This is a genomic window from Kribbella sp. VKM Ac-2566, assembly GCF_004366005.1.
Classification (GTDB): domain Bacteria; phylum Actinomycetota; class Actinomycetes; order Propionibacteriales; family Kribbellaceae; genus Kribbella; species Kribbella pratensis.
The window spans coordinates 24887-46964 of the sequence record NZ_SODT01000001.1 but is presented as its reverse complement, the minus strand read 5'-3'; the positions used below and the strand labels follow the sequence as shown (position 1 = coordinate 46964).

Annotated in this window: 19 protein-coding genes; 7 read left to right on the top strand and 12 right to left on the bottom strand. The window is 68.8% G+C overall.

Annotation, left to right across the window (positions count from 1 at the left end; translation table 11 throughout):
• Positions 1-214 precede the first annotated feature (214 nt).
• The 8 genes from EV647_RS00230 to EV647_RS00195 form a co-directional block, all read right to left on the bottom strand.
• Positions 215-1339, bottom strand: coding sequence for an N-acetylmuramoyl-L-alanine amidase (locus tag EV647_RS00230; RefSeq protein WP_133996495.1), 1125 nt, complete (start codon positions 1337-1339; stop codon positions 215-217).
• A 32-nt stretch (positions 1340-1371) separates the two neighbouring features.
• Positions 1372-1701, bottom strand: a complete 330-nt coding sequence (gene trxA / locus EV647_RS00225) for a thioredoxin (RefSeq protein ID WP_133783866.1) — start codon at positions 1699-1701, stop codon at positions 1372-1374.
• 31 nt (positions 1702-1732) lie between these two features.
• Positions 1733-2716 (bottom strand): thioredoxin-disulfide reductase, encoded by a 984-nt coding sequence (trxB, locus tag EV647_RS00220; RefSeq protein WP_133996492.1) that lies wholly within the window; start codon positions 2714-2716, stop codon positions 1733-1735.
• A gap of 119 nt (positions 2717-2835) precedes the next feature.
• A complete protein-coding gene (locus tag EV647_RS00215; RefSeq protein ID WP_133996488.1) occupies positions 2836-3597 on the bottom strand; it encodes an anti-sigma factor in 762 nt (253 codons plus the stop codon).
• A gap of 114 nt (positions 3598-3711) precedes the next feature.
• Complete coding sequence (gene sigM, locus EV647_RS00210; protein WP_238175380.1) at positions 3712-4440, bottom strand: RNA polymerase sigma factor SigM; 729 nt, start codon at positions 4438-4440, stop codon at positions 3712-3714.
• Positions 4437-6095, bottom strand: coding sequence for a protein kinase family protein (locus EV647_RS00205; RefSeq protein WP_133996485.1), 1659 nt, complete (start codon positions 6093-6095; stop codon positions 4437-4439). Before EV647_RS00205 ends, sigM begins: the two co-directional genes overlap by 4 nt.
• Positions 6096-6197: 102 nt before the next feature.
• The gene (gene murJ / locus EV647_RS00200) at positions 6198-7844 is read right to left on the bottom strand and encodes a murein biosynthesis integral membrane protein MurJ (protein WP_133996482.1); all 1647 of its coding nucleotides are present in this window, start codon (positions 7842-7844) and stop codon (positions 6198-6200) included.
• Entirely contained in the window at positions 7837-10134 is a 2298-nt protein-coding gene (locus EV647_RS00195) for a DUF6049 family protein (protein ID WP_133996478.1), read from the bottom strand. The genes murJ and EV647_RS00195 overlap by 8 nt, the downstream gene beginning before the upstream one ends.
• A gap of 24 nt (positions 10135-10158) precedes the next feature.
• Between EV647_RS00195 and EV647_RS00190 the strand changes: the two genes are divergently transcribed.
• On the top strand, positions 10159-11619 hold the full coding sequence (locus EV647_RS00190; protein WP_370341980.1) for a CCA tRNA nucleotidyltransferase: 1461 nt from the start codon (positions 10159-10161) through the stop codon (positions 11617-11619).
• Positions 11620-11628: 9 nt separating this feature from the next.
• On the opposite strand, the gene EV647_RS00185 is transcribed toward EV647_RS00190, so the two are convergent.
• Positions 11629-12402 (bottom strand): aminotransferase class IV, encoded by a 774-nt coding sequence (locus EV647_RS00185; protein WP_166680169.1) that lies wholly within the window; start codon positions 12400-12402, stop codon positions 11629-11631.
• 18 nt (positions 12403-12420) lie between these two features.
• Here EV647_RS00185 and EV647_RS00180 point away from each other — a divergent pair, with 18 nt between their 5' ends.
• Positions 12421-13032: a YgjV family protein gene (locus EV647_RS00180; RefSeq protein WP_133996471.1), complete on the top strand. Its 612-nt coding sequence runs from the start codon at positions 12421-12423 to the stop codon at positions 13030-13032.
• Here EV647_RS00180 and EV647_RS00175 read toward each other — a convergent pair.
• Positions 13029-13478 carry a GNAT family N-acetyltransferase gene (locus tag EV647_RS00175; RefSeq protein ID WP_166680168.1) on the bottom strand — a complete coding sequence of 150 codons (450 nt, stop codon included), beginning with the start codon at positions 13476-13478 and terminating at the stop codon, positions 13029-13031. The two genes, EV647_RS00180 and EV647_RS00175, sit on opposite strands and share 4 nt — an antisense overlap.
• A 68-nt stretch (positions 13479-13546) precedes the next feature.
• Here EV647_RS00175 and EV647_RS00170 point away from each other — a divergent pair, with 68 nt between their 5' ends.
• On the top strand, positions 13547-14773 hold the full coding sequence (locus EV647_RS00170; protein ID WP_133996465.1) for an amidase: 1227 nt from the start codon (positions 13547-13549) through the stop codon (positions 14771-14773).
• Here the strand turns inward: EV647_RS00170 and EV647_RS00165 are convergent.
• Positions 14764-16659: a discoidin domain-containing protein gene (locus tag EV647_RS00165; protein WP_133996462.1), complete on the bottom strand. Its 1896-nt coding sequence runs from the start codon at positions 16657-16659 to the stop codon at positions 14764-14766. The two genes, EV647_RS00170 and EV647_RS00165, sit on opposite strands and share 10 nt — an antisense overlap.
• Positions 16660-16773: 114 nt before the next feature.
• On the opposite strand from EV647_RS00165, the gene EV647_RS00160 reads away from it, so the two are divergent.
• Both EV647_RS00160 and EV647_RS00155 read left to right on the top strand, forming a co-directional pair.
• On the top strand, positions 16774-17802 hold the full coding sequence (locus EV647_RS00160; RefSeq protein ID WP_133996459.1) for a LacI family DNA-binding transcriptional regulator: 1029 nt from the start codon (positions 16774-16776) through the stop codon (positions 17800-17802).
• A gap of 39 nt (positions 17803-17841) precedes the next feature.
• The gene (locus tag EV647_RS00155; RefSeq protein ID WP_133996456.1) at positions 17842-19302 is read left to right on the top strand and encodes a M81 family metallopeptidase; all 1461 of its coding nucleotides are present in this window, start codon (positions 17842-17844) and stop codon (positions 19300-19302) included.
• 74 nt (positions 19303-19376) lie between these two features.
• Here EV647_RS00155 and EV647_RS00150 read toward each other — a convergent pair whose 3' ends face one another.
• The gene (locus EV647_RS00150; protein ID WP_238175379.1) at positions 19377-19964 is read right to left on the bottom strand and encodes a TetR/AcrR family transcriptional regulator; all 588 of its coding nucleotides are present in this window, start codon (positions 19962-19964) and stop codon (positions 19377-19379) included.
• A gap of 57 nt (positions 19965-20021) precedes the next feature.
• On the opposite strand from EV647_RS00150, the gene EV647_RS00145 reads away from it, so the two are divergent.
• On the top strand, positions 20022-21263 hold the full coding sequence (locus EV647_RS00145) for an acyl-CoA dehydrogenase family protein (protein WP_133996451.1): 1242 nt from the start codon (positions 20022-20024) through the stop codon (positions 21261-21263).
• The gene (locus EV647_RS00140) at positions 21260-22078 is read left to right on the top strand and encodes an SDR family NAD(P)-dependent oxidoreductase (RefSeq protein ID WP_133996448.1); all 819 of its coding nucleotides are present in this window, start codon (positions 21260-21262) and stop codon (positions 22076-22078) included. Before EV647_RS00145 ends, EV647_RS00140 begins: the two co-directional genes overlap by 4 nt.

The following is a 22078-nucleotide window of genomic DNA, read 5'->3' as shown; positions in this document are numbered from 1 at the left end:
TGGCACCTGTGCGACGCCGGCGTACCAGCCCCTACCCCATTTCGCTGGCAGACCCATCAGTTCGGGGTTCGTGAGCCGAATTCCGGGTGTAGAAGCCCCGAGTTGGTGGGTCTGCCAGGCAATTTGGTGGGTCTGCCAGGCAAATGGGGTGTGGGTGCGGGGCGGTGGGGACCGGAGACAGGAGTTGGTGGGTGGGGACAGGAGGGCCGAATAGCTAGACGGTGAGTTGGCCGAAGCGGAGCATGCCGGTGGCGGCGTCCTGGTCCGGGGGGAGGTAGACGCGCTGGATGGCGACCACGATCGCTTCGGCGATCACGTCGCGGAAGGCCGGGTCGGCCAGGCGGGCGGAGTCGTGCGGGTTCGTGACGTACCCGATCTCGAGGCGCACCGCGGGCATCTTGGTCCGGCGCAGCAGATCCCAGGTCTTGGCATGGGTGTGGCAGTTCAGCAGGTCGGTGCGGGCGACGATCTCGCGCTGCACCAAGCCGGCGAACTGCTCGCCGACGCTCGACGTGGCGCCGTGCAGGTCGTTGCCGTAGAAGTACGTCGCGACGCCCTGCGCGGCCGGGTTCATCGACCCGTCGGTGTGCAGGGAGACGCACAGGTTCGCGTCCGTCTCGTTCGCGAACGCGGCCCGGGCCAACTCGTCCGGCCCTTGATCGCGCCCACGCGACAAATACGCCCGTACGCCGGTGGCGCCGAGGCGACCCTCGATCCGGGCAGCAAGGTCGTACGCGATGTCGGACTCGCGCAGGCCGTAGCCCTCCCAGCCGTAGTCGAAGCCGCCGTGACCCGGGTCGATCACCACGGTCTTCCCGGACAGTCGCGGGCCGGCGGCGCGGACAGCCTCTCGCGCGCGCAGTGCGTCCGGACGGCCGCCGGTGGCCATCGGCCGGATCCGCTGCAGTGCCTTGAACGTCGACGGCCCACACGTGCCGTCGGCCGGCAGACCCATGTTGCGCTGGAACTCGGTCACCGCGCGCTGGGTGTCCGCGGCGAAGATCCCGTCGATCCGGGCGACCGCGAATCCGAGCTCCTGCAGCTTCGCCTGCAGGCTCAGGACATCGTCACCACTCATCGGGTGCGACGGGACGTACGTCAGCAACCGGTCGCCCAGCCGCCAGCGCGCGTCGTCGATCGCCCGGTACGTCTGCGGGCCGACGATCCCGTCGATCATCAGCCCGCGTTCCTGCTGGAATCCCCGGACGGCGTTCGCTACCGCTTCGTCGTAGACGTCGTGGCCGCCGGTCAGCAGCCCGAGCCTTTGCAGCTTGCCGACGATCTCGGCGACGGCCTCACCGCTGTCTCCGATCCGGTAGACGCCGTGCGGGGATTCCATCAGATGTGACTCCTTGCCGGTGTGGCGGACTTTCAGGCGGTGAAGTCGGCGAGCTCCTTCAGCAGCGCCGCCTTCGGCTTGGCGCCGACGATGGACTTGGCCAGCTCACCGTTCACGTAGACGTTGATGGTAGGGATACCGGTAACCCGGTAGTTGCTCGGGGTAACCGGGTTCTCGTCCACGTTCATCTTCAGGAACGTGATCTTGTCGCTGTGGTCCTGCGCCAGCTCTTCCAGGATGGGGGAAACCTGGCGGCACGGGCCACACCACTCGGCCCAGAAGTCGACCAGGACCGGCTTGTCGCTCTTCAGCACCGTAGCGTCGAACTCGGCGTCGGTGACAGCGTTCATCTTCTCGCCCACGGGCGTATCTCCTTCAGGTGGTGGTGTCAGGTCAGACAGAGACGGGCTGGGTGGCCGCCGCGGCGGCAGCGGTCGCCGCGTCCTCGAGGGTGGCCAGGAAGCGCTCGGCGTCCAGGGCGGCCGCACAGCCGGTGCCGGCCGCGGTGATCGCCTGCCGGTAGGTGTGGTCCACCAGGTCGCCGGCGGCGAACACGCCGGGCAGGTTGGTCTCGGTGCTGTTCGGCTTGACCAGCACATACCCCTCCGCGTCCAGCTCGACCTGGCCCTTGACCAGCTCCGAGCGCGGGTCGTGGCCGATCGCGATGAACAGACCGGTCGCCGGCAGCTCCCGGGTCTCGCCGCTGACGGTGTCCTTCAACGTCAGGTGGGTGAGCTTGTCGTCACCGTGGATCTTGTCGACCGCGGAGTTCCAGTGGAACTCGATCTTGTCGTTGGCGTACGCCCGGTCGGCCATGATCTTCGAGGCCCGCAGCTCGTCGCGGCGGTGCACCAGGTGCACCTTCTTCGCGAACTTGGTCAGGAAGGTGGCCTCCTCGACGGCGGAGTCGCCGCCGCCGACGACCGCGATCTCGTGGTCACGGAAGAAGAAGCCGTCGCAGGTCGCACACCAGGACACACCGTGCCCGGACATCCGGTCCTCGTCGGGCAGGCCCAGCTTGCGGTAGCCGGAACCCATCGCGAGGATCACGGCCTTGGCGCGGTGCTCGGTACCGGCCGAGTCGGTGACGACCTTGATCTCGCCGGTCAGGTCGACCTTGGTCACGTCGTCGGCCACCAGTTCGGCGCCGAAACGCTCGGCCTGCGTGCGCATCTCGTCCATCAGCGCCGGGCCCATGATGCCCTGCGAGAAGCCAGGGAAGTTCTCCACCTCGGTGGTGTTCATCAGGGCGCCACCAGCGGTGACGGAGCCCTCGAAGACCAACGGCTCCAGTGCCGCGCGGGCGGCGTACACCGCTGCGGTGTAACCGGCCGGGCCGGAGCCGACGATGATGACGTTGCGAACTGTGTCGCTCATGCAGGCGTTCCTCGTGTCGTCGAGACAGTGACGTCGTACTCAACGGATCCTAGAGGCCGACCATTCCCACGGTACCCATCGGCGGGCCGCCGTACCGCATCGCCGTACGGCGTGTGGACTCAGCGGTTGCGCAGCGTGACCGTGGTCTCGAAGAACGAGCTCGCTACACCGCCGGGGACGCTACATCCGGTGACCGCGAAGACCTGGATCTCACCCGGCCCCGAACCCTGCAACCCGATGATCGTGGCCCGCTTGCCGTCGATCTTGGCGGGCTGGACCAGCCGCACGTTCGAACTCGCTTGGGCGACCGCGAACGACCGGGCGCACGACTGCTCGTCGGCCGAGCCGTGCAGGATCGAATTCGGGGTGTGGTCCAGCCACCGCTGGGTCGACGGACCGATGTCCTTCGTGCTGACCGCCACCGCGTCGGCCGGTGGGGTATTCGGGTCGGCGGAGGCGGCGCCCTCCTTCGCCTGGTCCTTGGTGGCGATCACCACGCCGACGCCCAGTGCGGCGATCAGCACCACACCGGCCGCGGCGCCGAGCAGCTTCGGCAGGTGCCGGCGCGGCTCCTCGCGGATCTGGGCCAGCGAGTGCACCCCGACGGTGGACGCGCGCAGCACCGACTCGGACACGATCACGGAGTCGAGGTGCTCGGCGACGGCGGTCGGCATCGGGATGTCGCTGCGGCCTTCCTCGGCCAGGTCGGTGGTCAGTTGCAGAAGGGCGTCGTACGTCTGCTGGCACTCCGGGCATGCCTTCACATGCTCACGAGCGCGATGCGCCTCGGGGGCAGGCAACAGGTTCTCGATCAGGTCGGCGATCGTGTCCGTGTCCAGGTGCTCGAGGTGCTCACTGGTCGGCAGACCGGGATCGGTCATCAGGGGCTCGCCTCCTCACGGGAGGTGCGCGGGGTGGTCATATGAAGCTCCGGTCGAAGGCGTCAGTCGTCCGGTCGCCAGAGGCAGGCGACTTCGCTAGGACGGGGAACCGGGTCATTCGGTTCCCACCGCTTCCGCGGCGGATTTCTCCGGTACGTCGGACTGCCGGGTCGTCTGCCAGTGACGCAGCAGCGGGAGCAGCTTGGCGCGACCGCGGGCGCAGCGCGACTTGACCGTGCCGGGGGCACAGTCGAGGATCGCGGCCGCCTCCTCGATCGAGTACCCCTCCATGTCGACCAGGACCAGTGCGGCGCGCTGGTCCTCGTTGATCTGCTTGAGCGCGTTCAGCACGTCCAGCCGGCGCTCCCGGACCTCGGCCGGGTCGTCCTCGGCCGGCCCGGCCAGCTCGGCGGCGCGGTCCTCGTCCTCGGGCAGCGGGTCGGCGGCACGCACCTGGCGGCGGCGGATCCGGTCCAGGCAGGCGTTCACCACGATCCGGTGCAGCCAGGTGGTCACCTTCGCGTCCCCGCGGAACGAGTCGGCCCGCCGGAACGCCGAGATGAACGCCTCCTGGAGCGCGTCCGCGGCCTCCTCGGGCTCACCGAGGGTACGGATCGCGACCGCCCACATCCGGTCACGGTGCCGCTTGACCAGGAATCCGAACGTGTCCGGGTTGCCGGACACGTGCATCCGCAGCAGCTCGTGGTCGTCCAGTTGGTCGTAGCTCACCGGTCCGCTCGCTGGGGCAGGCTGCGCCGCGCCCTGCGGGACCGGCTCGTCCGCGCCGATGCGCGGGACGTCCGGCCGGGGCGGCGGATTGCCCGAGTCCACGTGAGCGGTCATTTCTGGATCGTGACCTCCGAGATCGTGCCCCGGTACTTGCCGCCGTCTTCCTTCGGAAGCTTCGTCAGCCAGACGAGCACGTACTGCGTCTCGGTCGGTGCCGAGGGCGTCAGAGTCACCGTACCCTCAGGCTGGTTCTCCTGGGTGGCAACCGGCTTCCAGCCGTCGGTCGCCGTTGGCGCCGCGCCGCCGTCGTTCTTCGGGACCATCAGCTGGACGCTGGTGCCGTCGCCCTTCAGCGCGACCTGCACCTTCGACACGTTCGTGGGCGAGCCCAGGTCGTAGTAGATACCGACACCCGGCTTCTCGCCGCCGAGGTTAGCCCGGCTGTACGACATCGTCGTCCAGGTCGTGGTGGCCTTGCCGTCGTAGGTGTTCGCAACGTCGTCCGGATGCTCGTTGCCGTTGCCGTCCGGGTCGAAGTCCTTGGCGCCCGCGATCGTCGCCTTCCCGCCGGTGGTCGCCGACGGGGTGGTGCTGGTCTGCGGCGGGGCACTGCTCTTCGTGCCGCCGTCGCCGCCCTGGTCGTTGTTCATCGCGCCCTTGAGCAGGAACTGTGCCATCGCGATCACCGACAGCAGGGCCAGGATCGCGAGCAGGATCAGGATCCGGCCGCCCCAGCCGCCCTTGGCCTTCGGCTCCTCGTGCCGGCGCCGGCCGTTCCCGTTCGCGGGCGGCGGTGGCTGCCGGCGTATCGGACGGGTGTCGGTGGCCGGGTTGTACGCCGCCTGTGAGGGCTGATAGCCGTTCTGCTCCGCCTCGTACGCCGGTTGCGGGGTCGGGTCGATCGCCGGCGGCGGGGCCTGCGGCACCACCTGGGTGGCGTCGTCGACGCTGCCGTTCTGCCGGGCGACCTGGACGGTCTCGTCCATCTGGTTCGGCGGCTCGTGCGAGCTGCCGACGACACCGGACAGCGCCGCGGACAGGCCGGCCGCGCTGGTGATCGGCGGCGCGTGGTGCCGCGGCGGGTCACCGAGCAGGCGGTCGCAGATGTCGTCCAGGGAGCGCGGTACGCCGGCGCGGACCTGGCGCGGGCTCAACAGCCGGCCGTGCTCGACGGGCGCGGGCTGCATGCCCCAGGCCGGCGCCGGACCGGGCCAGCGGCCGGTCAGCGACGCGTAGAGCAGTTGGCCGAGGGAATGCACGTCCTCCTCGGGCGAACCGGCACCGGACGACCGCAGCGCCGCCTCGGTGGCGACACCGATGACCTTGATCGCGCCCGCGTCCGTGATCACCACGGTCGCCGGGCTGATCGCACCATGCGCGTAACCGGTGCGGTGCAGGTTCTCGAGGGCCTCGGACACCTCGCGGGCCAGCCACCCGGCCTGCTGTCCGGTGAGCGGTCCGCTGTCGAGCATCCGCTCCAGCGTCCGGCCGCCCGCCCACTCGCGAACGCAGTACGTCACGCCGTCGTGCATGTCGCAGTCGAGCACCCGCAGGAACCGCGGGTCGTTCGCCGCGGCGGCCCGGCGGGCGGCGTCGAAGAGCAGATTGGTCCGGGGGTCACCGACCGGCAGGACGTCGACGACGACCGCGCGGCTGAGGACCTCGTCCACGGCACGCCATACCCGGGCACCGTCGATCTCCGCGAGCAACTCGGCGATCCGGTACCGCCCGGCCAGGAGGGCACCAGGACTCACGGTCTGGTTCGACACGGTGTCTCTCGCCCTCCTTGATGCCCAGCGGCCTGATCGCAGGCCCCATGTTAGTGCCCCACTGACCGGACGGGTGGTGCACTAACGCACAAGCGGTCCGGCTCAGCGGCGGATCGGCAACTTCGATGTGACCATGGACACCACGTCGTTGACCTCGTGAATACGGAGTACCCGTGACACGGCGGCGTACACCGGCAGCATCACGGCCGCCGCGGCGGCCAGTTGGACGACGGCGCCGAGGGGTCCGGACCAGTCGATCGCGAGGCTCAGCAGCCAGAGCACCACCCGGCCCGCACCCGCGCCGGCCACCGCGGCGATCACCATCGCGAGCAGCGGGAGCCCGATCCCGGCACCCGGGACCCGCGGCACCTTGCGCCGCAGGACCGGCCGCGAGATCAGTACGGCGACCAGGTACGCCAGCGCGTACGCCCCGCCGAGCACCACACCGCTGAACCGCAGGTGCGCCTGGTCCAGCAGGACCCGGACCCCGATCACGGCTGCCGCGATGTTCGTGGCCGCGATCACACACTGCAGGAAGAACGGCGTACGGGTGTCCTCGAAGGCGTAGAACGTGCGGAGCTGGAAGTACTGCACGGTGAACGGCACGATCCCGAGCGCCAGCGTCATCAACGTGTACGACATCAGCGTCAGGTTGTTCTTACCCGAGCCGTACCCGGCGATGATCGTCACGATCGGATAGGCGAACGCGACCATCGCAGCGGCCGCCGGTACGACGATCGCGAGCGTCTGCCGGATCGACCGGGCGGACATCCGTCCCACCTCGGCGGTGTCCCCGTCGGCCGCCAGCGCCGACATCTGCGGAAGGGCCGCGGTCGCGAGCGACACGGTGACGATGCCGTGCGGCACCAGGATGATCAGCATCGCGGTGCTGTACGCGAACAGACCGGCCTTCGCGCCGGGATCACTCGAGGCGCTACCGGCGATCGCGAGCTGGGTGACGACGACCAGCGTCACCTGGTTCACGGCGACGAAGAGAACTGTCCAGATGCCCAATCGGGCAGTGTGTCCCAGACCGGTTCCGCGGAGGCCGAACTTCGGCTTGTAGGTGTGCCCGCTCGCCTTCAGATAGGGGAGCAGCACCAGCAGTTGTACGGCGATGCCCACCGTGTGCCCGAGCCCGAGCAGCAGCTCCTCGCCGTGGCTGTACGTCGGCGGGTTGTCGCCGACCCGGTAGATCAGCAGGAAGACCACGATCGATGCGCACGCGACGATGTTGTTCGCGATCGGCGCCCACATCATCGGACCGAACCGGCGACGCGCGTTCAGCACCTGCCCGACCAGGACGAACGCGCCGTAGAAGAAGATCTGCGGCAGGCAGAGCCGTACGAACATGATCATGTTCGCCTTCTCGGTCACCCGGGACGGGTCGTGCAGCTCCTTCGGCAGGTACAGCTCGGCGATCGCCGGCGCCAGCAGTACACAGGCCACCGTGACGATCGCGAGGACGACGAAGCCGAAGGTCAGGATCCGGTTCGTGAAGTCCTGGCCGCCGTCGTCGTGGTTCTTGATCGCGCGCACCAGTTGCGGGACCAGCACGGTGTTGAAGACGCCGCCGGCCAGCAGGATGTACAGGCTGTTCGGGATCGTGTTCGCGGCGGTGAAGATGTCGCCGCGCAGCGCCGTACCGATGGCGGCCGCGAGCAGGGCGATCCGGATGAATCCGAGCAGGCGGGACAGCACCGTTCCGGCTGCCATCACCGCCGCGGAGCGCAGGGTGCGGTCAGCCATCCTTCGAACCGACTCCTTCTTTCAGGGACGCATCCGGAGCTTCGGGTACGCCGTTCGCCTCGGGGCGATCGTGGGCGGGATCAGCGGTCGTGCCGTCGGTGCTGCTGTCGGTGCTGCTGTCGGTGGTGGTGGCGGCGGTGGTCGCGGCGGCCGTGTTGCGGCGCTCGGTGCGGACCCGGCGGTAGATGCGGACGAACGACGTACCGAACAGCAGGGCGCAGGCGGCGCCGACCAGGATCCAGCCGACGCTGCCGTACTGGCTGGCCTGGATCAGCAGCTCCTGGGACTTGCCGACCGGCTTGCCGTCCGCGTTGGTCACCTGCGCGGTGGCCCGGATCAGACCGTTCTGCTCGGCGCTCGCGGTGATCCTGGGCGTCCACTTCTGACCGGGTCCGAGGACGGCGGTCGGCAGCCGCTTGATCTTCAGGTCGGACCGGTTCGCCGAGCTGACCACGATGCCGACCCGGACCGACCAGTCGGTGTCGTTGGTGATCGTCAGCGGGAACGTGCCCTTGCTGCCGGCCAGGTTGACCTTGATCTCCTTGCGCAGACCGCGATCCACGCTCGCGTTGACCAGGTGCACCTTGCCGAGCTGCTGGTTGGCCGAGCCGAGCTCGATCGCGCTGAAGCGGCGGGCCTCTTCCGGGTGCCCGTTCCAGCCGGACGACGTGGACCGCAGCAGCGCCTGCGTCATCACCTCCGGCAACGCGTTCCCGTCGACGAGCAGGTTCTGCATCGTGGTGGTCGCGTCGTCGAGCTGCCTGATGCCGTCCAGCTGCGTTTCGGTCAGTACGCCGTTCGTCTTCGCCGCGGCCGGTGCCTTGGTGGTCAGCGGTTTCGGGTTGGCAGCCACCACGTCGGCCACGTCGGTGGCCTTGATCCACGGAAGCGACAGACTTGCCGCGAGCGCAGCGGTTGCGCGGCCGTCGCTGTCCCAGCCGCGAGGCGGCGCGACGACCACCGACGCGGCGCCCTTGCCGCCGGCCGCGATCAGCGCGGTCACGGCCGCGAACCGTTGCCGGACCTGGAGCGGGCTCTCGGCGGTCTCCGGATCCGGGCCGCCAGTGGTCAGGGACGAGTTGGCGATCACAGTGCGGACGATCTGATCAGGGCCTTCGGGCGTCAGTACGTCGTACACGGGGGTGCTGGTCAGCACCGGGCGGGTTGAGGCCGACCACGACGAGCTGCTGACCAGGTTCAGATCGTCGGTGGTGGCGCCGGTGAAACCGCCGGATGCCGCGGCCAGGTAGCGGCCGGCGGCCGCGCCGCCCTCGAGCGACAGCCCGTTGGTGAAGCCCGGGGCCAGTTCGCCACCGGACCGTTCGGTCTTCGTGCGGGCCTGCGCGACGAGCTTCTTCAGCGGCTCACCAGAGTCCAGGAGACCGGCTACGTCCGGGTCGCCGTACGGCAGCAGCACGACCTGGTTGCCGCGGGCCCGCCCGGCGTCGAACTCCTTGAGCCAGGTGGTCGCGACAGTCTGTCCGGTCCCGGTCGTGGTCTGGCCGTTCTCGCCGACGACGACGTACCCCTTCGCCAGCTGCCGGATCTCGTCGAGCATCGCCGGGTCCACCAGCCAGGTGACCTGGTGCTGCCGGCCGAGGGCGAGCAGCCGGCCGAGTGATCCGGCCGGAGCCAGCGACGTTGCCAGTGAGTCGTTGGCGAAGTTCTTGCCGCCGAGCTGGGTCGGGCGATGCCGCAGCGGTACGACGAGAGCGGTGTTGACCGGACGGGTCAGCGGCTCCTTGCCGAGCACCGGCATCAGGGTGCGGGCCCGGCCGGCCATGATCCGCGAGCTGTTCGGCGGCTGCCCCCGGAACGCCACGCCGACGACGTACACGCCGGTCTGGTCGTTGATCCGCCATTCCTTCCACGGCACCGTGAGCGTGAAGTCGACGGTTTCCTTCGGCGCGAGCGGCTGATCGAACGGCTGGAAGGTCTGCTCGTCGTTGGTCAGGTTGCGGCAGCTGTCGCGCTCGCTCATCGGGATGTTCTGCTCGGTCGAGATCGCGTCCAGCGCCGACGTACTGGCCAGGCGCGTCCGGTCGATACAGGCGAGGGCCTGCGGTTCCTCGAACGTCACCGAGCTGGTGTTCGTCACCCGGCCCTTGATCACGACCGGCTGGCCGGGTTTCGGCGCGGTCGGGCCGAACGAATCGATGGTGACCTGGACGGCCGGCTCGTCGGTGGGCGCCGCCTCCGCCTCGGCGGGAGCGCCCAGAGTCGCTGCCGAGGCAGCAACCACAAGGCAGGCGCCCGCCACCGCGGAGAGCCTCAGTCGCCGTCTGAACACGCCGTCACCGTAACCTAGTTCCCCGTGTCACCCTTTGCCGACCAGTCAGCCTCCGCCGGATCGTTGCCCGCCGTACAGCGACGAGCAGTCCAGGCCCTGCTGGAACTCGCCCCGGTGGTCGACGAACTCGGCCACCGGTTCGCCGACGCAGGCCACGAGATCGCGCTGGTCGGCGGTCCTGTCCGGGACATTCTCCTCGGCCGGGGGAGCAAGGATCTCGACTTCACCACGTCAGCGCACCCGGACGTGATCGAGCGGTTGCTGTCCGGCTGGGCGGACCATGTCTGGGACATCGGCAAGGCGTTCGGCACCATCGGTTGTCGGAAGGGCGAGTGGGTCCTGGAGATCACGACGTACAGATCGGAGACCTACGATCCCACCTCGCGCAAGCCGGAGGTGGCGTACGGCGACAGCCTGGAGGGGGACCTGGCCCGCCGGGACTTCGCGATGAACGCGATGGCGGTCCGGCTGCCGTCGCGGCAGTTCGTCGACCCGTACGGCGGGATGGAGGACGTCGCGCACCAGCGGATCCGGACCCCCGGTACGCCGGAGGACTCGTTCTCGGACGACCCGCTGCGGATGATGCGGGCGGCCCGGTTCGCGGCGCAGCTCGGCTTCACGCCCGACCCGGCCGTGGTGACGGCGATGACCGCGATGGCCGACCGGATCACGATCGTGTCCGCCGAACGGGTCCGTGACGAGCTGGAGAAGCTGATCTGCGCCGACCACCCCCGGATCGGGCTCGACCTGCTGGTCTCGACCGGGCTGGCCGAGCACGTGCTGCCCGAGCTGCCGGCGCTGCAGCTGATGAAGGACGAGCACCATCGGCACAAGGATGTGTACGAGCACTCACTCACCGTCCTCGATCAGGCGATCGACCTGGAATCTCGTCTGTCTGTTCCGACGCCTGATTTCGTCGTTCGGTTCGCGGCACTCATCCACGACATCGGGAAACCGAAGACGCTGAAGTTCGAGGGTGCGCGGAAGGTGACGTTCCACCACCACGACGTGGTCGGGGCAAAGCTGGCGCGGAAGCGGATGAAGGCGCTGCGGTTCAGCAACGAGCAGATCGAGCAGGTCAGCAAGCTGATCGAGCTGCACCTGCGCTTCCACGGGTACGGCGACGGCGAGTGGACGGACTCCGCCGTACGCCGCTACGTCCGGGACGCCGGTGACCAGCTCGAGCGGCTGCACATCCTGACCCGCGCCGACTGCACGACCCGCAACCGCCGCAAGGCGGAGTCGCTCCGGGCCGCGTACGACGACCTGGAATCCCGCATCGAGCGCCTCCAGGAGCAGGAGGAACTCGACGCCCTCCGCCCCGACCTCGACGGCAACCAGATCATGCAGATCCTCGGCATCTCCCCCGGCCGCGAAGTAGGCGAGGCCTACAAGTTCCTCATGGAACTCCGCCTCGACCAGGGCCCCCTCGGCGAAGACCAGGCCCGCGAAGCCCTCCTCCGCTGGTGGGCCGACCGCACCTAACCGCTTCGGTCAGATGGGTTGGGCGGGGAGGCTTGCGTAGGTCTTGGTGATGGTGGTCGCTGAGGGTGGGTGCGGGGCGTACGTCGTGGTGCCGGCGGCTGTCGTGATCGACGCGACGGGGAGTGCGGGGTCGATGGAGTTCGTCAGGTAGGCGGCGTCGTACGTCGGGAGGTCGGCGAGGGGGATCGGGGATGTGTCGAAGGACTCCAGACCGCGTTGGAGGACCTGCTGACGGATGCCGGGGAGGGTCGGCGCGGCGGGGAAGACGAGGTGCGGGCCGCGGGCGAAGCAGATGTTCCAGATGGAGGCTTCGGAGAGTTCGCCCGTTGCGGTGTGGAAGACGGCGTCGTCGTACCCGGCCTGCTTGGCGGCGCGGGCGTAGTACGTGAGGTCGAACGTGCCGGTGTGCTTGAGGTGCGGGACGGCGCGTTCGTGCTGATAGGCGAGCAGGCGGAGCGGTTGGGTGCCAGGAGCCACCGGCAGGCCGACTCGGGTCAGTAGGTGCAGTTCGTCGTCGGCGAAGACGTTCACGCGGATCGAGAGGTCGCCGGAGCCCGCCTGGTCGAGCGCTGCGCGCAGGTCGGCGCGGACACGGTCCTCGGGGAGCGGCCGGCCGAAGACCTCCCGCGTACTGCGGTCCAGCCGCTCGAAGTGCAGGTCCAACCCGTCGACCTGACCGTCGCGCACCTGCATCGAGGTGAAGTGACCGTACGACGTTGCTCGCAGCAACCTCGGGTCGACCAGCCGTAACAGGGCGCCGTCCAGCAACAGGAAATCGCTCACGCACACTAGTCTCGCGGTGTGGACGTGTGGAGCATCATCGGGTGGGGCGGATCCGCGCTGGTCGTGTGGTCGTTGCTGCAGACCCGGATCCTTCGGTTGCGGATCCTGAACCTGATCGGCTGCGTGATCCTGGTCGGGTTCAACGCGGTCGTCGGCGTGTGGCCGATGGTCGGTATGAACGCGGTCCTCGCGGTCATCAACGTCGTACATCTCTGGCGACTGCTCCGGCACCGGCACGACGAGGCTGAGTACCAGGTGCTCCCGGTGAACTCGGCCGACGCGTACCTCGGCTACATCCTCGAGCGGCACCAGAAGGACATCACCCGGTTCAACCCCGGCTTCACGCTCGCCACGAGCCCGTACGCGTTCCTGGTCCAGCACGGCGACCGCACCGTCGGCGTCGTCCTTGCCCACGACGCGGGCACCGGCCGCGCACAGATCGACCTCGACTACGTGGTGCCGAAGTACCGCGACTTCACGCCCGGAGAGTTCGTCTACCGCCGCAGCGATGTCTTCACCGACCAGGGCTTCCACCAGGTCATCGCCCCACCCCGAATGCGCGACTCCACGCCGTACCTCGAAAACCTGGGCTTCCACCGCGAAGGCGAAGACCTGGTGCTGAACCTCTAGAGGTCCTTGGCGTAGCAGAGGGAGACGATCTCGTTTTCGAACGGTGGGTACGGCGGGGTCGGTTGGTAGCCGTGGTTGGTATAGAGGGCGATCGCTTCGACCTGCTTGGTGCCGGTTTCAAGGCGGAGTCTGGTGAGGCCTGCTGTGCGGGCCTGCTGTTCGACGACCTCGAGGAGCATGCGCGACAGGCCCCAGCCGCGGGCCGACGGTACGACGTACATCCGCTTGATCTCGCCCAGCTCAGGCCCGACCGGCTGGAGGCCGACGCAGCCGACCGGTGTTCCTTCCAGCGTCAGGACCGTGAACGTGATGTCAGGATGCAGGCCGACGAGCGGCTGGTCCTCGCCGTACATCGCTGCCAGTTCGGCCTGTTGCGCGGTGGTCAGGGCAAGCACGTCCGCGTCGGTCGGCGGCGCCGGCCGCAGTTCCACTCCGTCGATCACCATGCCATCGGACGGTAGCAACATGGCATGACGCTCCTGTTTCCGTCTTCTCTCCGTGGTCTGATGGGGGAGTGAGGACGTTGGAGGAGATCGCGGCCGGCGTACGGGACGGTGCGCTGGATCCGGTGCAGTTGGTCGAGGACGCGCTGGCGCGGGCCGCCGACACGGCGGACCTGAACGCGATCGTGCACCTGGACGTCGACGGTGCGCGGAAGGCGGCCGCCGCACACGCCCGGACCGGTGCGCTGGCCGGCGTACCTGTGCTGGTGAAGGAGATCATCGAGGTCGAAGGCCTGCCGTACCGCTGCGGGTCCGCGTCCATGGACGAGATCGGGCAACAGGACGCGGAAGTCGTACGCCGGTTGCGTGCTGCCGGCGCGATCGTGATCGGGCTGAGCCACACGCACGAGTTCGCCTACGGCTGCACGGGTACGTCGAACCGCGTCGGACCGTGCCGGAATCCGCACGACCCGTCGCGGATGACCGGTGGATCGAGTTCGGGCTCGGCTGCCGCTGTCGCGGCCGGCGTGGTGCCGCTGGCGCTCGGGACGGACACGGCGGGCTCGGTGCGGATCCCTGCGGCGTTGTGCGGGGTCGTCGGCTTCAAACCGTCGTACGACACCTTGCCGACCGATCGGGTCTTCCCGTTGTCCCAGAGCCTCGACCACGTAGGCGTTTTGACTCGCACCGCAGCAGATGCTGCCTACGCCCTGAGTGTGCTGGCAGGCATGGGATCTGTGACTACTCGCAGACCCCGCCTCGGAGTGCCGACGAACCCCGAGTACCTGCAACTGAGTCCTGAGGCCCGCAGTGCATGGACTGCTGCGCTGGAGGGACTCGATACCCTCGACGTGCGGCTCCCGGACTGGTCGCACAGCTTCTCGACCGCAGCCAACCTCCAAGGACCCGAAGCGGTGGCCAACCACCGCGGCCGCTCACAGGACCGATACCAACCCGACGTACGTCAGCGTCTGATCGAAGCGGCACAGGTGAAACCGGCTGACTATCGACGTGCACAAGAAGACGCCGCGAGTATCACCGCCGAGCTCGATGCGGTCTTCCAGCACGTCGACGCCGTACTCACCCCGACAGTTCTCACCACCGCGCCGCCGCTGACCGCGGCCGATGTCGACGTACGCCGGCAGCTCCTCAACAACACGCGCCTCGCGAACCTCACCAGGCACGCGGCCGTCAGCCTGCCGATTCCGGCTGACGGCCTTCCCGTCGGCCTCCAGGTCATTGCTGCAAGCAACGAACAGGCGGCTGCGGTCGCGTGCTGGATCGAGGCTCAGCGGTAGATCCGCACGTCGGCCAGGCTCCACCAATTGCCGGAACTGCCGGTCTGCGTGATCCGGATGTAACGCGCCCGCGTCGGCGGTAGGTCGATCGTCGTCAACTGACTGCTCGACCTACCGTCGGAGACCGTCCGCCAGCTGCTCCCGTCGTTGCTGACAGCAACCGACTGACCGTGAGCGTAGTCGCCGAGGTTCCCGCCGCTGTCCAACGCGACCTGCCGGAACGTCTGCGTCTTTCCGAGGTCGACCTGCACCCACTGACCGGGGGCCTGCGCCGCCTTGCTCTGCCACACAGTCGACCCGTCCGCGTCGACCAGCAGGCCGGCATCGGCTCCGTTGACGCTCGCGGTCGCGCTCACGGCCGAGAGCTCGTGCGGCACGTCCGCCGAAGTCGGTCCCCAGGTGTACGTCGCGATCGACCCACCCGGCAGCTCGTACTCGAAGGACTTGTCCCCGACCGCCACCGCGAACGACCGCGGCTCGTCGTTCTCGTTGTGCACCACGAGCGCCGTCGTACCGTCGGGGTTGCGGAACGCGGCCGACATGAGTTGCCCGTTCCAGCCCGTCGTCCCGTACGACGTACTCCCGATCCGCACCGCACCCGGCTTCACGAACTTCGACAGGTGGCCGATCGTGTAGTACTCCGCATCCGTCGACACCGTCCCGTCCGGCTGCAGCGTGACCAGGCCGGTGCAGGTGTCGCAGCCGCCGAGGTGCGGGCCGCCGGTCGAGTCGAGGGCGATGTTCCAGTTGACGACCGACTTCGCCCAGTTGCGCGTCGTGCCGAGCATCAGCGTGCGTGCGTGCCAGGTGAGCGTGCCGCGGAAGATCTGTGGCGGGGTGTCGTTCGGACCGTGCGAGCCGGAGCACTCGGTGAACCAGATCCCCTTCGAGGGGAACGCCTTGTGCAGGTCGGTCTGCTTGGACGGGTCGCCGGAGTAGCAGTGGTACGCCGTACCCGCGATCCACTTCGCAGCTGACGTTTGCAGCAGCTTGTACGGGTAGTCGGTCTCCGGGTCCTCACCAGGCGGAGTGGAGGCGATGTCACCGGGATGGGTGGTCCAGTTGTGGTCGTACCCGAGGATCTTCGTCCGCGGGCTGACCTTCTGCAGCAGCGGGCCCAGGGCGGTGATTACTGCTGCTTCCTGGCGGACGGGCAGGTCCGTGCCCGGGTACGCGCTCGGCTTGCGGTTCTGCGGTTCGTTCTGGATCGACAGGAAGTCGACCGGTACGCCGGCCCGCGTGTACGCCTGGACGAACTTCACCAGGTAGCGCGCGTACGCGTCGTACACCTTGGGGTCGTCCTTCAGCCGTCCGCCGACGAGTGAGTCGCCGGTCTTCATCCAGGCGGGCGGGCTCCACGGCGTCGCCATCACCTTGAGCGCCGGGTTGAGCTGCTTCGCGCGGCGGAGCAGTGGCAGCACCTGTTGCTCGTCGTGCGCGATGCTGAAGTTCCGCAGCCCGAAGTCGGTCTGGCCGGCGGGTACGTCGTCGTACGTGTAGTGCGCGGCCGCGGCCGTGAAGTCGGACGAGCCGACCGGCTGCCGCAGGAAGCTGACGCCGATGCCCTGCTGCGGGTCGAACAGTTTGCGCAGCGTCTGCTCGCGGTCGGCCGGGCTGAGGCGGTACAGCACGGCGGCGGACGAGTCGGTGATCGAGGCACCGAAGCCGTCCATGGTCTGGTACGTCGTGCGCGGGTCGACCGTGATCGTGGTCCGATCGCTCGCGCCGTCCTGGAACGAGACGGGCGCGCGCTCGTGGAGCAGCTCGGCCCGGTCGGGCGTGGTGACCCAGACGTTGACCTGAGTCGTCGGGGGATGGGCCTGGGCGGGACCGCTGAGTGATGTCGCCGCGAGAGCAAGGGCGACGCCGAGGGCGGGTGTTCTCATCGCTCACTCCTCTTGATGAAACAAACGTCCTCAGAGAACGCTCGGTGCTGAGGACTGTCAAGGTCTGGGAGCGTGGGACTAGAGTGCTGAGCGTGAAACATCGGGATGTAACAAATGCCGCGCGGTAGAGCGACCGTGCGAGACGTCGCGGCCGCTACCGGGGTGTCGATCGCGACGGTGTCCCGCGTGCTCAACCAGCAGGGCAGCGTGGCGCCCGAGACACGGCAGCTCGTCGAGCAGGCGGTCGAGAATCTCGGCCTGCGCGCGCCCGCGCCCCGTGGCGGTACGGCGAAACCCGTCGACGGAGCCGTCTACGTGCGCTGTCCGTACGTGCTGACGGACTACTTCGGGCTGATCGTGTCGTCGATCGCGGAGACGCTGAACCGCCACGGCAGGCAGGTCGTCCTCAACGCCGGCGAGGCCACGCAGCAAGACCCGGCGCTCGCGAGCCTGCCGTCCCGTCGCGAGATCGGCGGCGCGATCCTGATCCTTCCGCCGGAGCCGAGCGAGGACCTGGTCCGGCTGAGTTCGCGGCGATTCCCCTTCGTCGTCGTCGATCCGCGGACGGCGCTGCCTCGTGACATCCCCTCGGTGTCCGCAGCTCACCACTCCGGCGCTCGGCAACTCACGGCGTACCTGACCGGGCTCGGGCACACGCGCATCGGTGTGATTGCCGGTCCGCGTGAGTGGCTCGCTGCCGACGCGCGGCTGAGCGGTCACTCGGCTGCGCTCGCGGACGTCGGCATCCTGCCCGACCCGTCGCTGATCCGGCACGACCAGCCGACCACGCAGCACGGGTACCGAGCCGCCGGCGAGCTGCTCGACCTCGATCAACGGCCGACCGCGCTGGTCGCGTTCAACGACAAGGCCGCCATCGGTGCGTTGCAAGCCGCTCGCGAGCGCGGCCTCTCGGTACCCGCCGATGTTTCGATCGCGGGTTTCGACGATCTCGACCTTTCGCGCGTGACCACTCCCCAGCTCACCACCGTCCGCCAGCCGCTGCAGGAGATGGGCCGGATGGCCGTCAGCCTGCTGATCCGCTTGCTGGACCGCCACGAGGTCGAGGCCCTCCACGTAGAACTGGCCACCGAGCTCGTCGTTCGAGGATCCACCGGTCCGAGAGTGTCCACAATCGACAGTTAGGCCGTGCGCAAAACGGCTCGGTTGTGGCAGGTTTTAGACATGAACCTTCGGATCGGCATCGCCGGGATCGCCATCGAGTCCAGCACGTTCTCGCCCCACCGGGCCGGCCTGGCCGATTTCGACGTACGGCGCGGTGACCACCTGCTGGAGCGGTACGACTTCCTCGGCAAGGACTGGGCGCAGGGCATCGAGTGGGTCCCGCTGCTGCACGCGCGGTCCCTCCCCGGCGGCGCGGTGCTGCCGGAGGTGTACGACGACCTGTCCGCCGAGATCATCACGCGCCTCGAGGGCGCCGGGCCCTTGGACGGGTTGTTCTTCGACATCCACGGCGCGATGAGCGTCGTCGGGCGGCAGGACGCGGAGGCCGACCTGGCGACGCGGATCCGTTCCGTGCTCGGTCCCGACGTCCTCGTGTCGGCGTCGATGGACCTGCACGGGAACGTGTCCCGCGAGCTCGGTACGGCGGTCGATCTGATCACGTGCTACCGGATGGCGCCGCACGAGGACGCGATGGAGAGCCGCGAGCGGGCGCTGCGCAACCTGGTGGAGCGGCTGCGGTCCGGACTCGGGAAGCCCGGGAAGGCTTGGGTCCAGGTACCGGTGCTGCTGCCGGGCGAGAAGACGTCGACGCGACTCGAGCCGGCCAAGTCGATCTATCGGCGCGTGGGCGAGATCGCGGACGAGCCCGGCGTACTGGATGCCGCTGTATGGGTCGGATACGCGTGGGCCGACGAGCCGCGGTGTCGTGCGGCCGTGGTTGTGACGGGCGACGATCAGGCGCTGATCACGGAGCGCGCCGCCGAGCTGGCCAAGGCCTACTGGGACGCCCGTGACGGCTTCGCCTTCGTCGCGCCGACCGGAACGCTGCACGAGTGCGTCACTGCCGGGCTCGCGAGTGATGCCCGTCCGTTCCTGATCAGCGACTCGGGCGACAACCCGACCGCCGGCGGCGCGGGCGACACGTCGTGGACGCTCGGTCAGCTGCTCACGATCGAAGAACTGACCTCCGGCAAGGCCACCGCGATCCACGCCAGCATCGCCGACGCCGAGGCGGTCGACGCCTGTGTCGCGGCGGGTGTCGGGAATCCGGTCGAGGTCACCGCCGGCGGCAAGGTCGACTCCGGTCCCGCTGGTCCGGTCGCGCTGTCCGGCACCGTGTTCTCGATCTCCGAGGATCCCGTCGGCGGCACCGTCGCGGTCGTGCAGGTCGGTGGGCTGCACTCGATCCTCACGACCCGCCGCAAGCCGTACCACCACCTCGCCGACTTCACCCTCCTCGGCCTCGACCCCGCGGCCACCGACCTGGTCATCGTCAAGATCGGCTACCTGGAACCAGAGCTCTACAACCTCGCCGCCGACTGGCTACTGGCGCTCACCCCCGGCGGCGTAGACCAAGACCTCCTCCGCCTGGGCCACCACGCCGTACGCCGCCCCCTCTTCCCCTTCGACCCAGACATGACCGACCCAGAGCTGACGGTAGAACTCCTGCCGTCGGCCTGACCGCGCCTTGGAGTGAGCGGGTTGGGGAGGGTTTCTTACCCGTATCGGGCAGAAAGCCTCCCCAACCCACCGCGTTACAGCTTGCGGAGGAGGTACAGGGCCTCGATCGAGTGGTCGACGAGTTCGTTGGCGGTGTACGGGCGGTCGGACTCGGGGAGGCCGGACCACTCGATCGCGAGGTCCTCGACGTACGACAGCCACGCGTGGATGCGGAGGTATTCGCGGGACGCGGGTTCGTCGGCGACCTCGGGAGTGCCGAGGTAGGTGAGGATGCGCTTCGTCAGGCCCGCGCGCGTCTCGTCGTACACCTCGACCGCGAAGTCGTCGCCGCCGGCGGCACCGCGGACGAACGAGATATACGCCGTACGCCGACGTGCGATGAAGGCAACGAACTGGACCAGCATCTCGTGGAGCTGCTCCTCCGGCGCCAGCGTCTCGGCCGGTTTCGTGACCCGGAGCAGGCGTCGACCGGCCGCGGCGATGACGGCGAGGTAGTAGTCACGCTTGCTCGGGAAGTAATGGAACAGCAGCCCGCGGGAGATCCCGGCCTCGGCGGCGATCGCGTCGACGGACAGCTCATGGATCGGTTGGTCGCGAAGCATCATCAGGCCGATCTTGACCAGTTGCTTCTTGCGGTCCTCCGCTGACAGCCGGTGATCCATGCCATTGAGCATTGCTTAGAAGCTGAGCTACGGTCAAGGCGAGAGGGAGGAGTCTTGATGGGGTTCGAACCTTCGGCCCGGGCTCAGGATCTGATCGCCCGCGTGGATACCTTCCTGCGCAGCGAGATCGAGCCGGTCGAGGCAGAACTGCACACAGCGATCCGCACCGCCGGTGACCCGTGGCAGCCGCAACCGATGATCAAGGACCTGCAGGCGAAAGCCCGTGACGCAGGCCTGTGGAACCTGTTCCTCCCGCCGGCCGAGCCGGGGAACGAGCAGTACGGCGAAGGCCTCAGCAACCTCGACTACGCCCCGATCGCGGAGCTGACCGGCCGCTCGTTCATCGCGCCGTACATCTTCAACTGCAACGCGCCGGACACCGGGAACATGGAGGTCCTGCTCCGGTACGGCAACGACGACCAGAAGAAGCGCTGGCTCGAACCGCTGCTGGACGGGACGATCCGCTCCGCGTTCTGCATGACCGAGCCGGACGTCGCGTCCTCCGACGCCACCAACATGCAGGCGACCGCCGTCCTCGACGGCGACGAGGTCGTGATCAACGGCCGCAAGTGGTGGAGCACGGGCGTCGGCCACCCCGACTGCCAACTGCTGATCTTCATGGGCCTGACCGATCCCGACGCCCACCGGTACGCACGCCACACGATGGTCCTGGTCCCGCGGGACACCCCGGGCGTGAAGGTCGAGCGCCTGCTTCCCGCGATGAGCAGGTACGACGAACCGCACGGCCACGGCGAGGTGTCGTTCACCGAAGTGCGCGTGCCGGCCGCGAACATCCTGGTCGGACCGGGCAAGGCGTTCGAGATCGCCCAGGGCCGGCTCGGACCGGGCCGCGTGCACCACTGCATGCGGCTGATCGGCCTGGCCGAGAAGGCACTCGAGCTCGCCCTGCAGCGCGGCACCAGCCGGACCGCGTTCGGCAAGCCGCTCGTCAACCTCGGCGGCAACCGCGAGCGGATCGCGGACGCGCGGATCGCGATCAACCAGGCACGGTTGCTCGTGCTGCAGACGGCGTACCTGCTGGACACGCAGGGACTCGCCGGCGCGTTGAGCGAGGTCAGTCAGATCAAGGTCGCCGTACCGCGGATGGCGCAGGACGTCATCGACATGGCGATCCAGTTGCACGGCGGCGGTGGGCTGTCCGACGACTTCCCGCTCGCGGCGGCGTGGACGAGCGCCCGCGCGTTGCGGCTGGCCGACGGGCCCGACGAGGTGCATCGTGGGGTGATCGCGAGGATCGAACTCGCGTCGTACCTCTCGGCGGTTCAGGAGGCCAAGTGAGCCGGGTCCTCGTTACCGGCGCGGCCAGTGGGCTCGGTGCCGCGCTGGTCGCGCGATTCGTTGCTGACGGCCACCAGGTGCTCAGCACGGACATGGCCGAGGACTTCGACGGCGGGACGGCGTACCTCAAGCTCGATGTGCGCAGCCCGGAGGACTGGGACGCCGCGGTCGCGTGGTGCGAGCAGAACTGGGGCGGCCTGGACATCCTGGTGAACAACGCCGGGATCGCGACCGGCGGGCGGATCGACGTCGAGACGCTCGACGAATGGGACCGGGTCGTCGACATCAACTTGATGGGCGTGGTCCGCGGCTGCCGCGCGTTCGTACCGCTGTTCAAACGGCAGCGCTCCGGTCAGATCGTCAACACCGCGTCCGCGGCCGGCCTCGTCCACCCGCCGATGATGAGCTCGTACAACACGGTGAAGGCCGGCGTCGTCGCGCTCTCCGAGACGCTCTCGCACGAGCTGCATCCGTACGGCGTGAACGTGTCGGTGGCCTGCCCGTCGTTCTTCCGGACCAACCTCGCGGACTCGATCCGCGGCGCGGACAGCGCGATGGGTGCGACCGCGCGCCAGCTGATCGAGAAGTCACCGCGGTCCGCGGACGACATCGCCGCCGCGGTCCTCGACGGAATCAAGAAGAAGCGGTTCCTGATCATCCCCGACCGGCCGGCCGCGCTGGCGTGGCGCACCAAGCGTTTCGCCCGGCCGCTGTACGACCGGCAGATGCGCAAGATCGCCGCTCGCGCGCGTGAACGGGCGGAGCGCGCCAGCGGAGCGGCTGGGGTGGAGACCCGTCCGCCGGACGGGCGGTGA

What these genes read in the sequence shown, in the direction of transcription:
- EV647_RS00230 (WP_133996495.1), bottom strand. Translation starts at nt 1,339, where the DNA reads ATGGAATCCCCGCACGGCGTCTACCGGATCGGAGACAGCGGTGAGGCC.
- trxB (WP_133996492.1), bottom strand. Translation starts at nt 2,716, where the DNA reads ATGAGCGACACAGTTCGCAACGTCATCATCGTCGGCTCCGGCCCGGCC.
- EV647_RS00215 (WP_133996488.1), bottom strand. Translation starts at nt 3,597, where the DNA reads ATGACCGATCCCGGTCTGCCGACCAGTGAGCACCTCGAGCACCTGGAC.
- sigM (WP_238175380.1), bottom strand. Translation starts at nt 4,440, where the DNA reads ATGACCGCTCACGTGGACTCGGGCAATCCGCCGCCCCGGCCGGACGTC.
- murJ (WP_133996482.1), bottom strand. Translation starts at nt 7,844, where the DNA reads ATGGCTGACCGCACCCTGCGCTCCGCGGCGGTGATGGCAGCCGGAACG.
- EV647_RS00175 (WP_166680168.1), bottom strand. Translation starts at nt 13,478, where the DNA reads ATGGTGATCGACGGAGTGGAACTGCGGCCGGCGCCGCCGACCGACGCG.
- EV647_RS00165 (WP_133996462.1), bottom strand. Translation starts at nt 16,659, where the DNA reads ATGAGAACACCCGCCCTCGGCGTCGCCCTTGCTCTCGCGGCGACATCA.
- EV647_RS00160 (WP_133996459.1), top strand. Translation starts at nt 16,774, where the DNA reads ATGCCGCGCGGTAGAGCGACCGTGCGAGACGTCGCGGCCGCTACCGGG.
- EV647_RS00155 (WP_133996456.1), top strand. Translation starts at nt 17,842, where the DNA reads ATGAACCTTCGGATCGGCATCGCCGGGATCGCCATCGAGTCCAGCACG.
- EV647_RS00150 (WP_238175379.1), bottom strand. Translation starts at nt 19,964, where the DNA reads ATGGATCACCGGCTGTCAGCGGAGGACCGCAAGAAGCAACTGGTCAAG.
- EV647_RS00145 (WP_133996451.1), top strand. Translation starts at nt 20,022, where the DNA reads ATGGGGTTCGAACCTTCGGCCCGGGCTCAGGATCTGATCGCCCGCGTG.